Source organism: Rhodospirillum rubrum ATCC 11170 (genome assembly GCF_000013085.1).
Lineage (GTDB): Bacteria > Pseudomonadota > Alphaproteobacteria > Rhodospirillales > Rhodospirillaceae > Rhodospirillum > Rhodospirillum rubrum.
The window spans coordinates 720,025-740,451 of the sequence record NC_007643.1; the positions used below are offsets into that span (position 1 = coordinate 720,025).

A 20,427-nucleotide genomic window follows, 5' to 3' on the forward strand; every position below is an offset into this window, starting at 1 on the left:
GTCGGCGGATGGCTCCACATTCAAAGCCATCCCGATGCCATCGGTCCCGTTGTGGTCCGCTTTTTGGCCCCCGGCCCCCTGGGCCCCGGAGGAGAGGTCCCATGAGGTTCGCGTTCGCTGTGCTCTTCGCCCTGACGGTGGCGGCGATGCCTGCGGGATTTGGCGGAGGGGCGGCGCTGGCGGCCGATCCGCGGATTGTCACCATCGGTACGGGCGGGGTCACCGGCGTTTATTACCCGGCCGGCGGCGCCATCTGTCGCATGGTCAACAAGCATCGGGCCGAGCATGGCATCCGCTGTGCGGTGGAAGCGACCGATGGCTCGGTCGAAAACCTCGAATCCTTGCGCGCCGGCGACCTTGATCTGGGGATCGCCCAGGCGGACTGGGTTCATCACGCCTGGGAAGGCGGTGCCAAGTACCAGAACCGGGCGGCGTTTGCCGGTCTGCGCACCCTGCTTGAACTCCATGCCGAATCCTTCACCGTGGTCGCGCGCAAGGCGACGGGCATTCGCACCTTCGACGATCTCAAGGGGCGTCGGGTCAGCCTGGGGATCACCGGATCGGGACAGCGGGCGACGGCCGAGGTGTTGCTGGCGGCGATGGACTGGACCTTGAAGGATTTTTCCGCCGTTCCCGAGGTCAAGCCGGCCGAGCAATCGGCGGCGCTCTGCGATGACCGGGTCGATGCCATCATCTATGTGGTCGGCCATCCCAATGGGGCGATCATCGAGGCAACCACCTCGTGCGATGCCGGCTTCGTCGCCGTCGACAACGCCGGGACCGCCAGCCTGATCGCCGAGAACCCCTTCTATGCCAAGACCGTCATCCCGGCCAAGCTGTACCGGGGAAACCCCGCCGATACGCCGACCTTCGGCGTCCATGCCACCTTGGTCGCCACCGCCGCCTTGCCCGATGACGTGGCCTATGCCCTGGTCAAGGCGGTGATGGAGAACTTCGACGATTTCCGCAAGCTCCATCCCGCCTTCGCCGGGCTGGTCCGCGAGTCCATGGTGCCCGCTCAGTCCACGGTGCCTGTGCACCCGGGGGCTTTACGCTATTTCCAGGAAATCGGCTTACGGTAAAGTCCCGGGCCCCCAAGCGGGCGCGATACACCGCCAAGCGCACGCGGGCCATTCCCTAAAACCCCGTTCTGCCCGATGATCGGGGGACGGACCGGGGTCTGGGGGGCGGCCGGACCCGGGTCAGGATCACCGGCGGGGAGTTTGTTCATGTATAAGCGTATCCTGGTGCCCGTCGATTTGCGTGGCACCTTTGATTGGGATCATACCTTGCCCCATGCGATCGCCCTGGCCCAGTTCTGCTCGGCGAAACTGCATGTGATTACGGTGGTGGCCGATTTCGGGTCGAGCATCGTTGGCGAGTATTTTCCCGGTGGTGTTGAGAAAGGCGTTGCCGGGCGCCTGCTCGAGGCGCTCAAGGCCCGAACCGCCTCGGCGGTACCGCAGGACGTGGCCGTGCAGAATATGGTAAGCGAAGGGCGGATCTATGAAAGCATCGTTCGTGTCAGTCGGCAGATCGCCGCCGATTTGATCGTTATCGGCGCCCATCGTCCCGAGTTGAAGGACTTCCTGCTTGGGCCGAATGCGGCGCGGGTCGTGCGTCGCGCGAGCTGTTCGGTCCTGGTCGTTCGGGAATAGACGAAGGGTTTGTCTGAACACCCCTTGTGAGCCGTCGCCATTTGGCTGTATGTAAGATTGGGCACAGCTCGGGGAATAACATCATCCATGGGGCAATGGTGACATAAGATGGCCGAGACGAAACTGACGGCGGACGATGTCCAGCGGCTGCTGAGTGACCCTTCCGGGGAAAACAGGGCGGTCACGGCCGGAAAACTGGCCCGCCAGTTCGATGAGCATCTGCTCACCGAACAGGAACGCCAATTGGCCGAAGAGATTTTTCGCCTGTTCGCCCGCGATGTGGAAGTCCAGGTCCGCCGCGCCCTGTCGACCAATCTGAAGGAAAACCCCTTCGTTCCCCATGATATCGCCATGGCTCTGGCCGGCGACGTCGATGAGGTGTCCCTGCCCATTCTTGAGTATTCGACGGTCCTCAACGATCACGATCTGCTCGACATCGTGCGCGGTCATGGCGGCTCCAAGATGGAAGCCATCGCCAAGCGCTCCCAGGTCTCCGAGGAGGTTTCCGAGGCCCTGGTCGAAGAGGGCGGCGAGGCCGTCATCGCCACCCTGGTCGCCAATCAGGGCGCCCATATTTCCGATAAATCCATGGAACGGGTGGTGGATCGCTTCGGCGATAGCGAGGCGGTGCAGCGCCCGCTGGTCGCCCGCCCCCATCTGCCCGCCGCCATCGCCGAAAAGCTGGTTTCGCGGGTTTCGGAAGACTTGCGCGCCGCCTTGGCCTCCCGTCACGATTTGTCGCCCGAACTCGCCGCCGATCTGATCTTGCAAAGCCGCGAGCGGGCGACGCTCAGCTACTCCCTGGGCAGTTCCGAGGAGGAGGTCGAACGCCTTGTCGAGCAACTGGCGGTCAACAACCGCCTGACTCCGTCGATCATCCTGCGCTCCTTGTGCATGGGGGATCTGAAATTCTTCGAATACGCCCTGGCGGTGCGCTCGGGGATCCCGGTGATCAACGCCCGCATGCTGATCCATGATGGCGGGCCGCTGGGACTGAAGGGGATTTACGAAAAGGCCAGTCTGCCCGAAACCCTTTTTCCCGCCACCCATGCCGCGCTGTCGGTCGCCCATGAAATGGACTACGACGGCCGCGAAAACGATCGGGCCCGCTATGCCCGGCGGATGATCGAACGCATCCTGACCCAATACGGCGACCTTGGCGTTGAATTCGAGCACGACGATCTTGAATACCTTCTGGCCAAGATGAACCAGCTTCCCTCGGATGCGACCATCATCCAATAGATCACCCCGCTTGCGTGGAGGAGGGGCGGCAAAAATGGCCCCCATCCCCTGCAGAAGCTGCCCGTCGCCATCCCCTGTGCTGGCCGGTGCCGACGGCGAAGCGGGATTTTTGGGGCCGATTACCGGCGGCTCGGGCTTGGCCTGTCTTTTGCTAGGGGAAGGGCTATTCCAAGGGGAGCGCCGGCCGTCGGTGGTTCCGTCCCGCCAGCCAGGGAGACTGTCATGACCGTTGCCACTCTGCGCGATGCCCTGCGCGCCGCCGGCCGACCCGGACCGCGCTTCGAGGGCGTCGCCGGCCGCGAGCGCGCCGCAGCGCCGTCGATCGATGGACAGGCCGACGGCGACGATCTGGCCGCCAGCATGACCGCCGCCCAGTTCAGCCGTCATCTCGCCCAGGTGATCGAAGATCAGACGCGCCGCGCCCTTGATCGCTATGTCGGCGATGTCGGGGCCGGCGAGATCATCGATATGGCGCGCAATCTGGGTCAGTTGAAGGCCCGCTATATTGGCCAGTCCCTGGCGGTGGCGACCAACCGCCAACCGCCAAGCCGGGCCGACGCCCAGGAAATGCGCTGGATGCGCGAACAGATCGAAGAACTGGAACTGGCGTTCGAGACCATTCAGCGGGCGATCGCCAGCGAGATGATCCCGATCCGCGATTCGCGCAATGCCCCCCAGCCCGGCGCCCCCGGGGTGCTGCGCGGCGTTCCCGACTGGCCGGCCTGGAACGATCGCGCCTAAGGCGCGTAAGATCTGCGCGCCTGAGGCGGCGTGTGGTCTGTTACCAAAAAGGCGCCCGAACAGGGCGCCTTTTGCTTTGGGGGCACTAAAAAAACGCCCGGAGCGGGCGATTTTTCACAAGAAGGGCAGAGCGGCGATCGGAAAAAACAGAGGCTTTCCGATCGCCGGTCCAAAACTGTTGGTTAGCGGCGCGTGCGGCGTGCCCGGATGGGAATGGGCACCAAGCGGGCCTTGCGCGCGGCTTCGACCGATTGCTGTACGGCAAGGGCAATGCCGCCCGTGGCAAGGACGAGAATGAACAGGTTGAACAGGGTGGTCCCGGTCATGGTTTTCTCCCCGGTCAACCGCTCCCAGGAAGGGGCGGTTCCCCGCTCCGGCGGAGCGGCATCTTAGATTAAATCTAGGAGCGCTCCACGCCATGCGCAACCCGCCTTTTGTCAGGGGTCCATCGCCCCCTGGGCCTGGACGTAAGACCGGTTGTCAAGCAGGGCGCGAAAGCGCCACCGTGACGGTGCGGTGATTGCCGCCCTGTTCGATCAAGCGAACGTGCGGGGGGATATCGGGATACTCCAGCGTCTGGTCGACAAGCCAGGTGGAGGGTGGGTTGCCGTGTTTGATGAAACGGTCGCCAGGCTGGACGACGATCTTTTTGGACATGGGCTGCCTCACGGTACTCGGCCATCAGCGACGGGGATACCCCCATCCGGCATGGCCGCAAGGGGGAACGTGGTTCATTTCTTTGGGGTCGTCGGCTGCCGTTCGCCATGCTTCCGGTGGAAGCAGGTCGGAATGACGGAGTCCCCACCCATCACTCACGAACCCCTGGAGCAGCGCGCGGAAAAAGGAACACCGGTTTTCCGCGCGATCGCCGCTCTAGGATCTTGATAAGGAAGCAAATCTCCGTCGCGCTCTGGTCCAGAGCGCTCGGGGATCCACTTTAATCTGTTCGATCCAGATCACCGTCTCCGCGCCAAAAGGGTCTCTTTCACCGCAGGTGGGATCCGGGGGCGCGGCACCCGGGGAGCGACTCCTCGAAAGACCGCCGAATCGGCATGTTCTTTCTACTCCGCCGCCGCCTTCTCGTCCAGCATTCGGCGTAGATCAGCGGGCGTCATCGCTTTGCCAAACAGAAACCCTTGCATGATGTCGCAGTCTTCGGCGCGGGCGAAGGCGCATTGTTCTTCGGTTTCCACCCCTTCAACGATGGTGGCGAGGCCAAGACCCCGGGCCATGGCAATGATCGCCCGCGCCAGGGCCCCGCTATCGGGGGCGCTTGAGATATCGCGGATGAACGAACGATCGACCTTGAGAATATCGAAGGGAAAGGTCTTCAAGTAGCTGAGCGCCGAATAGCCCGTTCCGAAATCATCAAGCGACAGCCGCACGCCAAGGGCCGAAAGCGATTGAAGGGTGGTGGTGATCGCCGGAGTGACATCGAGCAGCAGGCTTTCGGTCAGTTCCAGCTCCAATCCGGCCGCGGGAAAATCGTGGCGCTTGAGGGTGTCGCTGACCAGTCCGGCCAAATCGCCGCCGCGGAATTGACGGACCGAGACATTGACGGCGATTTGGAAGGCGCCGTAGCCCTCGGCCCGCAGACGGGCGGCCTCGGCCACCGCCTGATCGAGAACCCAGGCGCCGATCGGCACGATCAGGCCGGTTTCCTCGGCGACCTTGATGAACTCGGTGGGCGACACCTCGCCCAGGGTGGGGCTGGTCCAGCGCAGCAGGGCTTCGGCGCCGATCGGCCGGGCATCGGAGGTGCGCACCAGCGGCTGGTAGGCGACGCGCAATTCCTCATGGGCCAGGGCCTGACGCAGCGCCCCTTCGATCGCCAGCCGCTGGGCGGCGCGGATTTCCATTTCAGGCGAGAAGAAGCAGATGGCGTTGCGACCGGATTCCTTGGCCGTGTACATCGCCGAATCGGCATTGCGCAGCAATTCGGCGGCGCTGCGCCCGTCGCGCGGAAAAAAGGTGATGCCGATGCTGGCCGCCATATAGATTTCCCGGCCATCGATGGAAAAGGGCGGGGCGAGGGCAGTCAGGATGGCCTGGGCAACCCCATGGCCGGCTTCGGAGCCGTTCAGATCGGGTAGCAGCATCAGGAATTCGTCGCCGCCCTGGCGCGACAGCGTATCGCCCGGTCTCGCCACCTCGCGCAGACGCTGGGCGACCGCTGTAAGCAGTTTATCGCCAACGGCATGCCCCAGGCTGTCGTTGACGTTCTTGAAGTGATCGAGATCGATGAACAGCACGCCGACGATGCTGGCGGTGGCCTCGGCCTCGACAATCGCCTCCTTAAGCCGGCTGTAACACAGCGAGCGGTTGGGCAAATCGGTCAGTTCATCGAAATTGGCTTGGCGGATCAGGCGGTTTTCCGTCTCCTTGCGGGCGGTGATGTCCTCTTTCACCGCCAGCAGATGGGTGGTGCGCCCACGGCGGTCCTTGACCGGTGACAGCGAGGCGTATTCCCAATAGAGCGTGCCATCCTTGCGCCGGTTATGCAGTTCGCCGCGCCATTCCCTGCCCTCGTTCAGGGTTTTCCACATCTCGGCATAGGTGGCCTCGGCGATATGGCCCGATTTCAAAATCCGTGGATTGGCGCCAATGACCTCCCACGAGCGGTAACCGGTGGATTTCTCGAACTGTGGATTGACGTATTCGATGGTGCCCCGGGCATCGGTGATGATCACCGAGGCCGGGCTTTGCTCGACGGCGCGCGACAGCTTGCGCAGGGCTGCTTCGCTGGCCTTGCGTTCGGTGATGTCGACGAAGGTGATGACCGAGGCGCGGGGATTGGTTGGCAGCAGCAAGGCGTCGGCGTGACCGAACAGCCGCGAGAGGGCGACCGAGAGCCGGGGCCGGTTGCCCATTGCCGCGCGCAGACGGGCCGCCAGCCTGCCGCCGGGGCCGCCCGGGGGCGCCTGATGGGCCAGGGCCTTGAGCAGGGGGTCATCGGCGGTCAGCGGTGCGCAGCGCACCTCCACGGGAAAGCGCGTGCCATTGCTGCGGATGAAGGCCTCGTCGCTGCTGGTGAAATGGCGGCGCTCGCGCATGGCGCGGAGTATGGCGCAGGCATCGGCGTCTTGCGGCCGGCCGTCGCCGTCGTGGCTATGAAACAGGCTGTGGGCCTTGGCGCCAAGCAGGTCTTCGCGGGAATAGCCGAGCATGGTTTCGGCCGAGCGGTTGACGAAGGCAATGAGCCCTTCGTTATCAAGGATATAAAGCCCTTCGCCCATGGTGTCGGTGATCGCGCGCATATCTTCGCGCTCGCGCAGCAGGGCGCGTCGGCTGTTGACCAACTGGGCGAGCAGCAAGAGGGCGGCGAGCAGCAAAAACGCCGTGACGGTGGCGCTGATGATCAGGCTGCGGCGAATTGTCTCAAGGGCCGGCTCGACGGCGTTGGCCATGAGATAGCCGTGGCTCTCCCCCGAGTAATCGCTGATCGGCACGATGGTGATCACCCGATCGGCATCGGCTCCGGCGAGGGAGCGGGCGAAGGGGTGCCCGTCGGCCAAAGGCTGGCCAAGATCGCCCAAAGCGGCGACCAGTCGGGCGGTCTCGGGATCCGGAGCGGCGCCGGCCCCGGGGGGGAGCGGGGCCAGGGCCAGCCGTCCGCCGCTTTCCCCGGCGGGTAAGGGGCCGAGCAGGCTGTGCCGGCGGGTTTTGTCCAGGTGATCGAGGAGGGCGGGCATCTCCGCGAGGGGGACGGCGGTTTCCAGCACGCCAACCAGACGGGCGTCGTGGAAGACCGGCGAGATCAGGCGCAGCGCCGTGGCGCGCGAGGTTGTTTCCACCGCGGCGACCGGGCGGGCCGAGGCCAGGACTTCCCTCAGGGCCGGCCGCGGGATCGGTTCGACCGCGTTCGAGCGTTGGGGATTGTTCAGGCGAAAGAACGTCGCGCCATCGGCCAGCAGAACCTGGGTCATGGTGATGCCATGGGCCAGAAGCGCGGGCCGGGATGGCGCGAAACGGTCGGCCAAGGCGGTGCGGAGGGGGGCGCGGCGATCGGCGGGCGTGGCGAGCGCCTGGGAGAGCAGGCTGGCGATCCGCCCGTCGGCGAGCAGGGCGCCCTGAATGATCCGTTGCAGATCGAGGCGGCTTTCCCGGGCGGCCTCCCAGGCAAGCAGGGTACGATCGACATGGGCGGCGAAAAGACGCTGACGTTCCTCGCGGAACTGAAGGAAAAGCACGCAGCTGACGAAAAGTTCAAGGATAAGAAAAGCCAGGACCCAGCGCTTCATGGGCATGCCGTTGGTCGTGGATCAGCCGAAAATCCCGGTTTCGCCGCGCCGTGATCGTTCATCTTTGCCCCCCCAGTGGCGCGATCACGCCCGTCCGCTCGCTTTTTTTGCCGCGGTGTTTTCGCCGCGTCTTTATCTCACCGGTAAATCCCCGGGCTCAGGAAGTCAACGGCGGCCTGCCCGGGGGAAACCTAAAACAACGCGGAAAGGCGGAGGCGGGGGATTTTTTAGAAATAATACAAAAAATCGGGCGGCGGGTCATCGGGGGAAAGAGCGCCGCAGTCGTTCAGCCTGGGAGACGCGCAGCGCGTCGGGCGGCCGGTTGCTGCCCTTTGCCGGACTCACGGCGCGCTCGCCGCCCGCGTCCAGGTGACGGCGAACTGGCAGGCCGGCGCGCCGGCGGCTTGGCAGGCGATTTCGCGCACCCGGGCATGGGGGCTGATCAGAACCCGGTAGAGGCCCTCGAAGGTCGCCGCGTAATAGGAACAGGCCGGGGCGTGGCCGGCGAGGGCATGGCACAGCGGGCAATGGGCGATCGAGAGCACCAGGGGGGTGCCATGGCGGATGGTGAACTGGCCGCTGCCGGCGAAGGTCCAGGCGTGACGGCCGATGCCGGCGAGCAGGGCGCGGCTGCCCAGCCCCGGCGGCAACAGCTTGATGACGCTTTGCGCGGCGGCGGGGATGCGATTGGCCAGCAGATAGCCGGCGGTGGCCTCGCCGGCGTCGCGACAGACCGCCTCGGCGGTCTCGCGGTCAAGATTGGCGCGCAGGGCGCCGTGCAATCTGGCGACCTCGGTTTCATCGACCATGGCCTGGGGCGGCTGGTCGAGATAGGTGGCGAGCCCGGCCTCTTCGACGATGCGGGCGCAGGCGGTTTCGCCGATGGTGGTCCGCAGCGCGTCAATGACGCGGATGATGGCATTGGGCCCGATACGGCCGTGGGGGGGGATCGGGGTGGCGGATGGGGAGGGATCCATGGCGGAACGAAGCCTCGGGCGGTGGGAACGGGGAGCGCTCAGGACTCGACGGAGCTTACCTGGCATTTGGCTGCGGCGCGAGGGCCGGGTGTGACCGGCGCGGCGGCGCCGGCAAAAGAGGACGGCGGCGGGGCGGCGGGCGGCGTCGGGCCGGTCGTGCGCCAGCGCTCGCGCGACCTCATGTACCAGCCCCATAATTCGGCGAAGGGCAGGGGCAAAATTAAAAACCAATGCTCGATGATGGCGAGGCCGAGCAGGGCGCCGAGCATGGCCAGACCGGCGGTGTGATGGCCGCTGGTCGCCGGATCGGAGGCCTGCATCACCATGACCACCAGGGCCACGGTCGAGGCGGTGACCGAGATCGGGAACAACAGATTGATCGGCTTCTGGGTCAGGAAGCCCTTCATATGGGCCAGATGCTCGGGCAGGAACTCGGCGTTCAGATTGCGCACGCCAAACAGCACGTTGAGCCGGGCGCTTTCATGCATCCACCACAAGACCATGAAGGTCCAGGTGCCGACCTGATTGGGCGCGCCCCAGGTGAGCCAGACGACGAGGGCGGCCGAGAGCGCCATCGATAATTCGTGCCAGAGATTGGCGTGAAGGGCATGGAGGAAATGCTTCCAACCCCGACAACCGGGGGGACAGCACACCTTGCGCGGGCCAGTGACCCACCCCGTATAGAAGCTGACCTCTTGCCAAGCCCAGATCAGAAAGCCGCAGGTGAAAGCCGAATAGGTGGCGCCGACCGAGGTGTTGTCGGCGGTGGCATGGAGCCCCCAGAGCCCGGCGCCAAACAGCACGGTGGCCCCCAGCATCGTCCATTTGAAGGTATGGCGAGGCAGGCCATCGAGAAACAGAACCGCGCCGGTGCCGAACCACCAGACGAACAGCGTATAGAGCATCGGCACGCCGATATCGGACACCGGAGTCTCCCTTGACTCGTGGCTCCCCCGGAGTTCCGGCGGGAGCGGCTTGCGCCGCAGGCGCGCTTGGAGCAAATCCCCTAGCGATCCGTTTCAGAGCGCGACGACGATTTGCGTGATGATCAGGCTCCAAGAGTCCGTTCGCGCGAACAAGCTTTCACGCAAAGGGCTCCCAGGCGGCGGGCGGAAAGCGCGATTGCTGGCTTTCCGCGAGTGTTCCGCCGCTGGAGAGGAGACTTAGCGGCCGTCCCGGGCCGCTTGCGCCGCGTCATAGAAGCCATTCATCTGGGCGGCGCTTTTCGAGCCAAAGGCGTTGGCGACGATGATGTGACCGGTCGCCGGATCGGTCATGGTCAAGCGGCCATCCGTCCAACGGGTCAGTTCATAAGGATCCGTCGCCGCCACGCCGATCCGCGCGCGCTGGCGGGCCAGCCCGCGCAACATGCCGACGGCGAAATTATTGTCGCCGCTGGCCAGGATGGCGATTTCGCGGGCGCTGTCGCGCTCGACCACCGCCACATCACCGTTCTCGCGCGGCAGGAAGGAGATCCAGGCGCTGCCCTCGGCCGTGGCCGCCGGCAGGGTCGAATGACCGACATCGGTCAGACGGCTGAACCCGATGAGACCGAAGGTCAGCAGAACCAGTCCCAAGGTGGCGATCTTGAGCCCACGGGGGAATATGGGGTCACGGTGGCCGGCGCTCATGAAGAAAAATCCTGACTGATACGGAAAGGGGCCTGGGGTGTCATCGGGCCGGCGAGCCGGCCAGATCGGCGGTCGGCGCCGGAGCCCCGGAAATCTCGGCCCCGGAAACCTCGGTCAAACGCACCGGGTCGGGATCGGTCATATAGGCCTTGAGGGCGCCGGCCAGGGTCTCGGCGACCTCGGTGGCGTCGGCGATGCCGCGCAACATCGGCTCGGGCTTATTCACCCTCCAGGGGCGGGCATGGGGCCAGATGTGCAGATAGGCCATGCGATCCTTGCCCGCCAGGGTCAGCGGCAGGTCGCCGGTGCCATCGCGGTAGGTCTTGAGACCGGCCCCGGCGATGACCTTGAAGGGAATATTGACGGCGCGCGGCAGGGCGACGCCGAAGCGGAAGACCAGACGTTTGCTGGTGATGGTGTAAAGCGTCGTTTTGGCGATCAGATGGGCATAAAGCCAGATCAAGCCGAGAACGATCGCTCCGGGGATCAGCGGGACCGCCCCGGCGGTCAGAACCATGGGCAGCGGATGGCCGTCATACAAAGCCGAGGCCACGTTCCACGCCACCAGAATCGCGAAATAAAGCGCGATCAGCCGAATGTGAAACACCCGGAGGGCAAGGGCGCGCCGTGTCGGCGCGCCCTGCCACAGGATGAATTCGCCCGGCGGCAGATCCGCAGGCAGTCCACGGATCGGTTCGGAATCGTACTCATCCATGTGGCAATCCCCCAATTACACGCGGTCGGAATACAGGTAACCGCTGGAATAATAGGCCATGACCTTGTCTTCTTCACGACGGGTGATGCTGTCGGTCTTGGCGATCGTCGGAACGTTAGCAAAATGACGGGCCAGAATCGACTGCACCGTGACCGTCTTGGACTTGGTCTTGGCGTTGATGCGCGTGGCGGCGAAGGGCAGCAGAACCTTGCGGCCCGGGGTGGCGGCCAGCTCGACTTCCAGATAACGGATGGCGATGCTGGCACGGTCGATCCACAGGTCGGTGACCTTGCCGGCGACCGCGCCCTTGCGGTCGACGACGGGCAGGCCGCGCGGATCGGTGTCTTCGGCGGCGACCGAGAAGGTCGGGGCCACACGCAGCGGAACGATGGCCGGCTGACCACCGAGGGTCAGATCGGGCAGCTCGTCACGCAGCGCGTAAGCGGCCGGACCGACGGCGTCGGTCATCGGGTTGCCGGTGGGCTCGAAGGGAGCGCCGGCGGTCGGCGCGGTGCGCGTGGCTTTGATCGCGACGGCATCGCGCTTGAAGTTCGGGGCCGCATAGGTGGCGCCGGTCTTCAGCTTGAAGATCTTGGGACGGGCGATGCTGAAAACGGAGCCCAATCCCTGCAGGGAGTTGATCTTGCCGCTGATGGCATCTTCCAGCGGATATCCTTCGCGGCGGTCTTCCCGGCGCAAATAGATGATCAAGCCGGCAAAGAAGATCCAGAACGCGTAAAGAACGACCTGGGCAACGTCCATGTAGCCGGTAATGTCGCCTTTATTCATGAGAAGGCCTCCTGAGGGTGACGTGCTATCCTGGGAACTCGGCCAAACCGAAACGTCCTTCCGAAGACTGGGACGCGCGGTGTCCGGCCGTACGAACGAGCGGGCCGATGATGGCCAAGGTTGTAAATAACAAAACAACTTCTACCAGATAAACGAAACCATAGCCCGTATGGGCCGTGGTTAAGGCCTCGCCGAGCAGGCCATGGGCCGCCAACGAGGAAACGCCATCGCGCAAGCCGCCGCCAAGGGCAACGGCCGCGCCGGTCGCGGTGGCCTGCACGGCGCCCCAAGCGCCGAGCGCCATTCCGCTGACCGTTTCATCGGCCAGCGCCATCGCCGCGGTCAGCGTGCCCACCGAAAACAGGCCGCTGCCGAAGCCGATAAGAAGACTGCCGGCGCGAAACAGCACCGGAGAGCCCAAAGGGCCCGAGAAGATCACCGCGCAAAAGGCGGCGATCCCGGCGAGCAGCCCGTAAGCCGCCAGCCGGTGGGGTTCGGCGCCGCGTCCAAGGGCGCGGGCCGCCAAGGCGAAGCCGACGAGCGTTCCCGTGGCCATCATCGCCGTCAGCATGGTCGTCGCCCCGACGCTGAGATGAAGGATCTCGCCGCCATAGGGTTCAAGCAGGATGTCCTGCATGGTGAAGCCGGCGGTGCCCAGGCCGACCACGCAGAGCAGCCGGGCCGGCCGCCCCCGGGTCGAAAAGGCCCCCCAGCGCTGGGAAAACGACGGGCGCGGGGCATCGGGCCGGGTCAGCGCGGGCTGGCGGGCCTCCTGCTTCCACAGCGCGACCAGATTGAGCACCAAGGTGAGCGCGGCCGCCCCCTGGACCACCTGGATCAGCCGCAGCGGACTGAAATCCTCAAGCAAGGCGCCCAGGCCGAAGCTGCTGACCGTCATGCCGATCAACAGCATGACGTAGAGCAGGGCGACGACGCGCGGGCGGCTGGCTTCCGGGGCCAGATCGGTGGCCAGGGCCAGACCGGCGGTCTGGGTGGTGTGGATGCCCGCCCCGACCAGCAAAAAGGCGACGCCGGCGCACAGCTCGCCAACCACGGGCGGCAGCGGCGCGGCGGTGTCCCCGGCCAGGACGAACAGGGCGAAGGGCATGACCGCGAAGCCGCCGAACTGCAGCAGCGTGCCCATCCAGATATAAGGCACCCGTCGCCAGCCCAGCACCGAGCGATGGGTGTCGGAGCGGAAGCCGATCAACACCCGGAAGGGGGCGAACAAAATCGGCAAGGCGACCATGACGGCGACCAGCCAGGTGGGAACCCCCAGCTCGACGATCATCACCCGGTTCAGGGTTCCGGTCAGCAGCACGCCGGCCATGCCCACCGTCACCTGGAACAGCGACAGGCGCAGCAAACGACCCAGCGGCAATTCCTTGGTTGCCGCATCGGCGAAGGGCAGAAACCGGGGCGCGACGCTTAGCCATCGCCGCGCCAGGGAAGCGTTCAATCCGCGCATGCCCGGACAAGCTCCAGCGCCTGGGAAATGTAGAAGCCGCACTTCACCCGCTGCGTCCGCCCCAACGACCAATCGGCCAGACCGGCCTCGCCGACGATCTTCCAGCGGAAGCTTTTCTCGCCAAGCGGCTGGATGGCCGGAGCGCGGTCGCCGCGCGGGAACAGCTTGCCCACCGCATGCATCACCGACAGCATCGGCGTGCGCGGGGCGAAGGTGAAGACCATGGTCTTGGAGGTGCGCGCCGCCAGCCGTTCCAGAACCTGGACCGTATCGGCCGCCTGATAGTGGATCAGCGAATCCATGGCGACGACATGGTCGAACTCGCCCAGGGCCGGGTCGAGCATGTCGCCGACGCGGAACTCGATGCGTCCCGGACCCGTCACCTCGGCGGCGCGTTCGCGGGCCAGATCGATCAGGGTCGGCGAGATATCGATGGCGACGACCGAGGCGCCGCGCCGCGCCGCCTCCACGGCGAACGAGCCGGTGCCGCAGCCGGCGTCGAGAAGGCGGGTTCCGCTCAGATCGTCGGGCAGCCAGGACAGCAGGGTTTCGCGCATGGAATCGCGCCCGGCGCGCACGGTGGCGCGGATCTTGCCCACCGGGGCATCCGAGGTCAGACGCTTCCAAGCGTCGGCCGCCGTGCGGTCGAAGTAGGTTTCAAGCTGGCCGCGGCGGGTGTGATAGGACATCGTGGGCATCAGTCGAACCCCAGAAGGTCAAAGATTTCCCGGTCTATCAACGGCGTCGCGGTCAGGGGCTCGACCCCCTCCCACAGAGCCTCGGCCAGGCGCAGGTATTCCTGCTGGACGGCGGCGAGTTCGGGCGATGGCTCCATCTCGAACAGGGTCGACTTGCAGAGCCGGGAGCGCCGGATGACGTCGAGATCGGGGAAATGGGCCAGGGTCCGCATACCCGAGCGGGCATTGAACCGCTCGATCTGGTCGGTGGCGACGCTGCGATTGGCGATGATGCCGCCCAGGCGCACGTCGTAATTCTTCGCCTTGGCCTGGATCGCCGCGGCGATGCGGTTGGCCGCGAAGATCGAATCGAAGTCATTGGCGGCGACCACCAGGGCTCGCTCGGCATGTTGCAAGGGGGTGGCGAAGCCGCCACAGACCACGTCGCCCAGCACATCGAAGACCACCACATCGGCGTCTTCCAGGATGTGATGCTCCTTGAGCAGCTTGACGGTCTGGCCGACGACATAGCCGCCGCAGCCGGTGCCCGCCGGTGGACCGCCGGCTTCCACGCACATCACGCCGTTGTAGCCCTCGTAGACGAAATCCTCGACGCGGAGTTCCTCGGTATGGAAATGCACGGCCTGCAGGACGTCGATGACGGTGGGCACCAGACGCTTGGTCAGGGTGAAGGTGGAATCATGCTTGGGATCGCAGCCGATCTGCACCACCCGCTTGCCCAGCTTGGAAAAAGCCGCCGACAGATTGGACGAGGTGGTCGACTTGCCGATACCGCCCTTGCCATAGATGGCGAAGACCTTGGCCGTCTCGATGTGCAGCGCCGGGTCCATTTCAACCTGGACGCTGCCTTCGCCGTCGGGCGGCTGGCGCATGGTTTCGTCGAACACGCTACGTACTCCCTGACACGAGAGACCGCGGCCGTTAGGCCGCGACCCCTTCCGATACGTTTTCCAGCCGGTCTTCCAGTTCCTCGCCGACGCGGCGCAGTTGTTCGAGCATTTCGGCGTCGGGGGTCCAGTACTGGCGTTCGTGGGCTTCGATCAGGCGGTGGGCCACCCGAGCCGAGGCGGTGGGGTTAAGCTCCGCCAGACGATTGCGCATTTCCTCGTCGAGCAGGAAGGTCTCGGTGATCTGCTTATAAACCCAGGGCGCCACCTGACCGGTGGTCGCCGACCAGCCCATGGTGTTGGTGACATGGGCCTCGATCTGGCGCACGCCTTCATAACCATGGGCCAGCATGCCCTCGTACCACTTGGGGTTCAAGGCGCGCGTGCGGGTTTCAAGGGAAACCTGCTCGGCCAGGGTGCGAACCTTGCCCTCGCCCTTGGTCTGGTCGCCGATATAGACCGGTATCGTCGTGCCCTTGGCCCGGCCGACGGCGCGGCTGATGCCGCCCAGGGTATCGAAATAGTGGTCGATCGAGGTCACCCCCAATTCCACCGATTCGAGGTTCTGATAGGCCATCTGCACATCGGCCAGCATCGATTGCATCAGCGCCGCCTGGGGGGCGGCCTTGCCGTCGCGGCCATAGGCGAAGCACTTGCGCCGGGTGAAGATCTCGGCCAGTTCGTCCTCGTCCTCCCAGCGCCCGCTGTCGATCAACTGATTGACGTTGGAGCCATAGGCGCCATCGGCATTGCTGAACACCCGCAGCGAGGCGGTTTCCAGGTCGCAGTCGTGGGTCTTCATATAGGCGAGGCTGTGCTTGCGGACGTAGTTCATCTCGGGCGGCTCATCGGCGGCGGCGGCCAATTGGGCCGCCTCGGCCAGCAGCTTGGTCTGCAAGGGCAGCAGATCGCGGAAGATGCCCGAAAGGGTGAAGACCACATCGACACGCGGCCGGCCCAAATCGGCCAGCGGCACCAGCGCCGCCCCGGTCAGCCGGCCATAGCCGTCGAAGCGCGGCTTGGCGCCCATCAGCGCCAGGGCCTGGGCGATCGGCCCGCCCTCGCTTTTCAGGTTGTCGGTTCCCCACAGCACCATGGCGATGGTTTCGGGCAGAGGGTTCCCGTCGGCGCAATGGCGCGCCAGGATGCGGTCGGCCTGCCGGGCGCCATCGGCGACGGCGAAGGCGCTGGGGATGCGGAAGGGATCGAAGCCGTGCAGATTGCGCCCGGTCGGCAAGATCGCCGGGGTGCGCAGCAGATCACCGCCGGGAGCGGGGCGGATGAAGCGGCCGTCGAGCCCGCGGATTAGCGCCGGCAGTTCGCTATCGACCTTGAGATGGCCGTCCATGGCCGTCAGTTCGGTGATCAGCGCCCGGTTGGCTTCGGTATTGTCCATCGCCCCGGCGGCCAGAATCTGGGCGAGGGGCCGTCCGCCGACCAGGGCTTCAAGGGCGGCGGGGGCGGGGCGTTGGCCATGGGAGGCCTCGGCGATGGCGCCCAGCAGATCGACCCGCGCCTCGACCGAGACCGGCTCGCCGATCACGTGCATGCCGTGGGGGATCAGGGTGTATTCAAGCTCGAGCACGGCGGCGGTCAGCTTGGCGGCCTCTTCCGGGGCGGCCTCGACGCTCCAGGCCGGTTCGGCGCTGACCAGATCGAGATCGGCGGCCTGGGCCTGGATGATTTCGATCATGCGCAGGCGTTCGTCGTCGTCGGGCGGCAGGGCGCGCCAGCGTTCGAGCGAAGCCTTGAGGTCGAGCAGGCCGCGGTGCAGTCCGGCCTGGGTCACCGGCGGCGTCAGATAGGTGATCAGGGTCGCCGCCGAGCGGCGCTTGGCCAGCAGACCCTCCGAGGGGTTGTTGGCGGCATAGAGATAAAGATTAGGCAGATCGCCGATCAACCGCTCGGGCCAGCAGGCGGCCGACAGTCCGGCCTGTTTGCCCGGCATGAATTCCACCGCGCCGTGCATGCCGAAATGAACCACGGCATGGGCGGAGAAATCCTCGCGCAGCCAGCGGTAAAAGGCGTTGAAGGCGTGGGTCGGGGCGAAGCCGTGTTCGAACAGCAGCCGCATCGGGTCGCCCTCATAGCCGAAGGCCGGCTGGATCCCGATGAAGACATTGCCAAAACGCACGCCGAGGATGAACAGATCGGCGCCATCGGTCAGCTCGCGACCCGGCGCCGGGCCCCAGGCCGCCTCGATCTCGGCGAGATGGGTCTCGCGCGCCACATGGTCATCGACCGGAATGCGGGCATGGACATTGGCCGGCGTGCCCAACTGCTGGGCGTTGCCGCCGAGGATCGCCTTGCGCAGGGTATCCTCGTCTTCGGGAACGTCCAGGGTATAGCCCTCGGCCTTGAGGGCGCGCAGGGTGTTGAGCAGCGAGGCGTAGACCGACAGATAGGCGGCGGTGCCGGTGGCCCCGGCATTGGGCGGGAAGTTGAACAAAACGATGGCGACCCGCCGCTCGGCCCGCTTGGCCCGGCGCAGGGCGACCAGTCGGGCGACGCGGGCGGCCAGGGCCTGAACCCGTTCGGGATGGGCGCGCATTTCGTGTCCGCCGGGTCCGCCGCTCGGCGAGGACTCGTCGTCGGAGCGGCCGCCGAAGACCATCGGCGCCGTCGCCCCGTCGAGTTCGGGAATCGCCACCATCATCGTGGCTTCCACCGGCATCAAGCCGCGCTCGGAGGCTTCCCATTCCTCAAGGGTCTGGAATTCCACGGCCATGGTCGTGAGATAGGGCACATCGAGCTTGGCCAGGGTCTCTTCGGCGGCATGGGCGTCGTTATAGGCCGGGCCGCCGACCAGCGAGAAGCCGGTCAGCGAAACCACGGCGTCGACGCTCGCCCGGCCGTCGCGCATGAAATAGGTCTCCACCGCCGAACGGGCGTCGAGACCGCAGGCGAAGGCCGGCACCACCCGCAGGCCCTTGGCCTCCATGGCGCGGATCACCCCGTCGTAATGGGCGGTGTTGCCGGCCAGGATATAGGCGCGCATCACCAGAAGCCCGACCGTGCCACGCTCGGCGCTCACCGGGCGGGGCAGGCGTTCCAGGCGCTCGGTCACCCGTCCGGGCAGGTCCGGGTGATAAAGCCCCATGTCGGGATATTCGGTGGCGGCGACCGCCTTGAACTGCCCGCGCAAAGCGGCGCGCGGACCACTGGCGTAACGGCCGACCAGATGACGCACCATATTGGCGACGTTCTCGTCCGAACCGGCCAGCCAGTATTGCAAAGTCAGGAAATAGGCGCGGATATCCTGGGCCTTGCCCGGGATCAGCTTGAGGATCTTGGGGATCCGCCGCAGCATTGCCATCTGCTGGGCGCCCGAATCGCTGCTCGCCGTCTTGCCCTTGTCGCCGCGCAGGCGCTTGAGCAGGGCCAAGGGACCGCGCTGGCCGCCATCCATGGTGAACCCGCCCAGGCGGGTCAGGCGGATGATCTCGCCGGCGGCCAGGCAGCCGACCATGGCGTCGCAGGAGTCGCGCCGCGCCTGAAGGGCCGGCAGCACCGGCAGGATATGCTCCTCCATGAAGAGCATCGTCACGATGATGATGTCGCCACGGGCGACGTCCTCAAGGCACCGCGCCAGGGCGTCGGGGTTGCTCACCCAGTCGACGGCACTGTGCAGGCTCAGCGTTAGCCCGGGCATCTCCCGATCCAGCGAGCGCCACGCACGGTGAACGGCGCTGGACAGATGACCGTCCAGGGTAAGGATCACCACCCTCACGGGGGTGTCAGCGGCCGAAGTGTGCTTTTGCATCATAGAGCGTTTCGACTGAAATGGAGGCCAAGCCGCGTTCGGCGGCGAAGCGTTCCGTGTTACGGCGGGCTTTGCCGCGGACGAAGAACGGGACCTTGCGAAGTTCCTTTTCGGCACTGTCTTCCCAGGACGGGGCGCCCGGAGGCGTCGTCCTGGCCGGATCGCTTTGGGCGGCGGATCCGTCAAGGGTGGCCGCCGGGGCGGCCTGGTCGCGGGGGGCGGCGGGTGGTTCGCCGACGGCGTCGCCGACGGCTTCGCCGGTGGGGCGATGGGCGCTGAGATGGGAGGGCGCGGCATCGCCGTGGAATTCGAAATCGTCGCGGAACATCATCAGCAGATGTTCCTCAAGGCCCATCATCAAGGGATGGACCCAGGTGTCGAACAGCACGTTCGCCCCGTCGAAGCCCATCTGCGGCGCGGTGCGGGCCGGAAAGTCCTGAACGTGGACGGGGGCCGAAATCACCGCGCAGGGCACGCCCAGGCGCTTGGCGATATGGCGTTCCATCTGGGTGCCCAGCACCAGATCGGGATGGGCGTCGGCGATCGCCGCCTCGACATCGAGGTAATCATCGGTGATCAGCGCCTCGAGGCCGAGGGCGCCGGCGCAGGCGCGCAGCTCGCGGGCGTATTCGCGGGCATAGGTGCCCAGGCCGACCACCTCGAAGCCGAACTCCTCGGTCGCTACCCGGGCCGCCGCCACCGCATGGGTGGCATCGCCGAAGATGAAAACCCGCTTGCCCGTCAGATAGGTCGAATCGACCGAGCGCGACCACCAGGGCAGGCGCAAGGACTCTTCGGCCAGGGCCGGGGCCGGATCGACGCCGGCGACGGCCGCCACCTCGGCGATGAAGGCGCGGGTGGCGCCAACGCCGATCGGCACCGTGCGCACGCTGGGCTGGCCGAAGGCGCGCTCAAGCCAACGCACCGCCGTATCGGCGATTTCCGGGTAAAGCACGACGTTGAAATCGGCCTCGCCCAGGCGGGCGAGATCGGCCGGGCTGGCGCCGAGCGGGGCGACCACGGCGACATCGACGCCCATGCGCCCCAGCAAGGCCACCACCGCCTGGACATCGTCGCGGTGACGAAAGCCAAGCGCCGTCGGGCCCAACAGATTACATCGCGGCCGCTGTCCGGCGGGGCGGGGCGCACGGGGCGTGCCCGGGGCCGGCGCGGCGGGGCCGGCCATGGTGCGGACCAGCCGATAGAAGGTCTCGGCCGCGCCCCAGTTTTCCTTGCGCTGATAAGAGGGCAGCTCCAGCGGGATGACCGGGATCGACAACCCCAGCGCCTTGGCCAGACCGCCGGGATCGTCCTGGATCAGCTCGCCCGTGCACGACGAGCCGACGAGCAGCGCCTCGGGCTGGAAGCGGGCCACGGCATCGGCGGCGGCGGTCTTGAACAGGGCGGCGGTGTCGGTGCCCAGGTCGCGGGCCTGGAAGCTGGTGTAGCTGACGGCCGGCCGGCCGGGCCGCCGCTCGATCATCGTGAACAGCAAATCGGCGTAGCTGTCGCCCTGGGGCGCATGGACGACGTAATGCACGCCGCGCATGGCGGTGGCGACCCGCATCGCCCCCACCTGGGGCGGACCCTCATATGTCCAGACGGTCAGGCGCATGG

Annotated in this window: 17 protein-coding genes; 4 read left to right on the forward strand and 13 right to left on the reverse strand. The window is 66.1% G+C overall.

Going from position 1 to position 20,427, the window contains the following annotated elements; genetic code table 11:
• Positions 1–101: 101 nt before the first annotated feature.
• The 4 genes from RRU_RS03170 to RRU_RS03185 all read left to right on the forward strand — a co-directional run bounded on the left by RRU_RS03170 (position 102) and on the right by RRU_RS03185 (position 3,641).
• On the forward strand, positions 102–1,082 hold the full coding sequence (locus RRU_RS03170) for a TAXI family TRAP transporter solute-binding subunit (protein WP_011388366.1): 981 nt from the start codon (positions 102–104) through the stop codon (positions 1,080–1,082).
• Positions 1,083–1,229: 147 nt separating this feature from the next.
• Entirely contained in the window at positions 1,230–1,658 is a 429-nt protein-coding gene (locus RRU_RS03175; protein ID WP_011388367.1) for a universal stress protein, read from the forward strand.
• 108 nt (positions 1,659–1,766) lie between these two features.
• Positions 1,767–2,900, forward strand: coding sequence for a DUF2336 domain-containing protein (locus RRU_RS03180; RefSeq protein WP_011388368.1), 1,134 nt, complete (start codon positions 1,767–1,769; stop codon positions 2,898–2,900).
• Positions 2,901–3,122: 222 nt separating this feature from the next.
• Positions 3,123–3,641: a hypothetical protein gene (locus RRU_RS03185; RefSeq protein WP_011388369.1), complete on the forward strand. Its 519-nt coding sequence runs from the start codon at positions 3,123–3,125 to the stop codon at positions 3,639–3,641.
• 182 nt (positions 3,642–3,823) lie between these two features.
• Here RRU_RS03185 and RRU_RS03190 read toward each other — a convergent pair whose 3' ends face one another.
• The 13 genes from RRU_RS03190 to bchB all read right to left on the reverse strand — a co-directional run bounded on the left by RRU_RS03190 (position 3,824) and on the right by bchB (position 20,425).
• Complete coding sequence (locus tag RRU_RS03190) at positions 3,824–3,967, reverse strand: hypothetical protein (RefSeq protein ID WP_014625975.1); 144 nt, start codon at positions 3,965–3,967, stop codon at positions 3,824–3,826.
• Positions 3,968–4,121: 154 nt separating this feature from the next.
• Positions 4,122–4,298 carry a hypothetical protein gene (locus RRU_RS19855; RefSeq protein ID WP_165444493.1) on the reverse strand — a complete coding sequence of 59 codons (177 nt, stop codon included), beginning with the start codon at positions 4,296–4,298 and terminating at the stop codon, positions 4,122–4,124.
• Between the two features lie 404 nt (positions 4,299–4,702).
• Positions 4,703–7,882: an EAL domain-containing protein gene (locus tag RRU_RS03195; protein WP_237703826.1), complete on the reverse strand. Its 3,180-nt coding sequence runs from the start codon at positions 7,880–7,882 to the stop codon at positions 4,703–4,705.
• 341 nt (positions 7,883–8,223) lie between these two features.
• Complete coding sequence (gene bchJ / locus RRU_RS03200) at positions 8,224–8,859, reverse strand: bacteriochlorophyll 4-vinyl reductase (RefSeq protein WP_011388371.1); 636 nt, start codon at positions 8,857–8,859, stop codon at positions 8,224–8,226.
• Positions 8,860–8,897: 38 nt separating this feature from the next.
• Positions 8,898–9,785: a putative photosynthetic complex assembly protein PuhE gene (gene puhE, locus RRU_RS03205; protein WP_011388372.1), complete on the reverse strand. Its 888-nt coding sequence runs from the start codon at positions 9,783–9,785 to the stop codon at positions 8,898–8,900.
• 237 nt (positions 9,786–10,022) lie between these two features.
• A complete protein-coding gene (gene puhC, locus RRU_RS03210; protein WP_011388373.1) occupies positions 10,023–10,490 on the reverse strand; it encodes a photosynthetic complex assembly protein PuhC in 468 nt (155 codons plus the stop codon).
• A gap of 40 nt (positions 10,491–10,530) precedes the next feature.
• Positions 10,531–11,205, reverse strand: coding sequence for a photosynthetic complex putative assembly protein PuhB (gene puhB / locus RRU_RS03215; protein WP_011388374.1), 675 nt, complete (start codon positions 11,203–11,205; stop codon positions 10,531–10,533).
• 15 nt (positions 11,206–11,220) lie between these two features.
• Positions 11,221–11,994 carry a photosynthetic reaction center subunit H gene (puhA, locus tag RRU_RS03220; protein WP_011388375.1) on the reverse strand — a complete coding sequence of 258 codons (774 nt, stop codon included), beginning with the start codon at positions 11,992–11,994 and terminating at the stop codon, positions 11,221–11,223.
• A 25-nt stretch (positions 11,995–12,019) separates the two neighbouring features.
• A complete protein-coding gene (locus tag RRU_RS03225) occupies positions 12,020–13,462 on the reverse strand; it encodes a BCD family MFS transporter (RefSeq protein ID WP_011388376.1) in 1,443 nt (480 codons plus the stop codon).
• Positions 13,450–14,160 (reverse strand): magnesium protoporphyrin IX methyltransferase, encoded by a 711-nt coding sequence (bchM, locus tag RRU_RS03230; protein ID WP_011388377.1) that lies wholly within the window; start codon positions 14,158–14,160, stop codon positions 13,450–13,452. The genes RRU_RS03225 and bchM overlap by 13 nt, the downstream gene beginning before the upstream one ends.
• On the reverse strand, positions 14,160–15,047 hold the full coding sequence (bchL, locus tag RRU_RS03235) for a ferredoxin:protochlorophyllide reductase (ATP-dependent) iron-sulfur ATP-binding protein (protein WP_011388378.1): 888 nt from the start codon (positions 15,045–15,047) through the stop codon (positions 14,160–14,162). The genes bchM and bchL overlap by 1 nt, the downstream gene beginning before the upstream one ends.
• A gap of 34 nt (positions 15,048–15,081) precedes the next feature.
• A complete protein-coding gene (locus RRU_RS03240) occupies positions 15,082–18,810 on the reverse strand; it encodes a magnesium chelatase subunit H (protein ID WP_011388379.1) in 3,729 nt (1,242 codons plus the stop codon).
• Complete coding sequence (bchB, locus tag RRU_RS03245; protein ID WP_011388380.1) at positions 18,785–20,425, reverse strand: ferredoxin:protochlorophyllide reductase (ATP-dependent) subunit B; 1,641 nt, start codon at positions 20,423–20,425, stop codon at positions 18,785–18,787. The genes RRU_RS03240 and bchB overlap by 26 nt, the downstream gene beginning before the upstream one ends.
• Positions 20,426–20,427 lie beyond the last annotated feature (2 nt).

What these genes read in the sequence shown, in the direction of transcription:
- RRU_RS03195 (WP_237703826.1), bottom strand. Translation starts at nt 7,882, where the DNA reads ATGAAGCGCTGGGTCCTGGCTTTTCTTATCCTTGAACTTTTCGTCAGC.
- RRU_RS03240 (WP_011388379.1), bottom strand. Translation starts at nt 18,810, where the DNA reads ATGCAAAAGCACACTTCGGCCGCTGACACCCCCGTGAGGGTGGTGATC.
- RRU_RS19855 (WP_165444493.1), bottom strand. Translation starts at nt 4,298, where the DNA reads ATGTCCAAAAAGATCGTCGTCCAGCCTGGCGACCGTTTCATCAAACAC.
- bchM (WP_011388377.1), bottom strand. Translation starts at nt 14,160, where the DNA reads ATGCCCACGATGTCCTATCACACCCGCCGCGGCCAGCTTGAAACCTAC.
- RRU_RS03225 (WP_011388376.1), bottom strand. Translation starts at nt 13,462, where the DNA reads ATGCGCGGATTGAACGCTTCCCTGGCGCGGCGATGGCTAAGCGTCGCG.
- RRU_RS03175 (WP_011388367.1), top strand. Translation starts at nt 1,230, where the DNA reads ATGTATAAGCGTATCCTGGTGCCCGTCGATTTGCGTGGCACCTTTGAT.
- puhA (WP_011388375.1), bottom strand. Translation starts at nt 11,994, where the DNA reads ATGAATAAAGGCGACATTACCGGCTACATGGACGTTGCCCAGGTCGTT.
- RRU_RS03185 (WP_011388369.1), top strand. Translation starts at nt 3,123, where the DNA reads ATGACCGTTGCCACTCTGCGCGATGCCCTGCGCGCCGCCGGCCGACCC.
- RRU_RS03180 (WP_011388368.1), top strand. Translation starts at nt 1,767, where the DNA reads ATGGCCGAGACGAAACTGACGGCGGACGATGTCCAGCGGCTGCTGAGT.
- puhC (WP_011388373.1), bottom strand. Translation starts at nt 10,490, where the DNA reads ATGAGCGCCGGCCACCGTGACCCCATATTCCCCCGTGGGCTCAAGATC.
- RRU_RS03190 (WP_014625975.1), bottom strand. Translation starts at nt 3,967, where the DNA reads ATGACCGGGACCACCCTGTTCAACCTGTTCATTCTCGTCCTTGCCACG.
- bchB (WP_011388380.1), bottom strand. Translation starts at nt 20,425, where the DNA reads ATGCGCCTGACCGTCTGGACATATGAGGGTCCGCCCCAGGTGGGGGCG.
- RRU_RS03170 (WP_011388366.1), top strand. Translation starts at nt 102, where the DNA reads ATGAGGTTCGCGTTCGCTGTGCTCTTCGCCCTGACGGTGGCGGCGATG.
- puhB (WP_011388374.1), bottom strand. Translation starts at nt 11,205, where the DNA reads ATGGATGAGTACGATTCCGAACCGATCCGTGGACTGCCTGCGGATCTG.
- bchJ (WP_011388371.1), bottom strand. Translation starts at nt 8,859, where the DNA reads ATGGATCCCTCCCCATCCGCCACCCCGATCCCCCCCCACGGCCGTATC.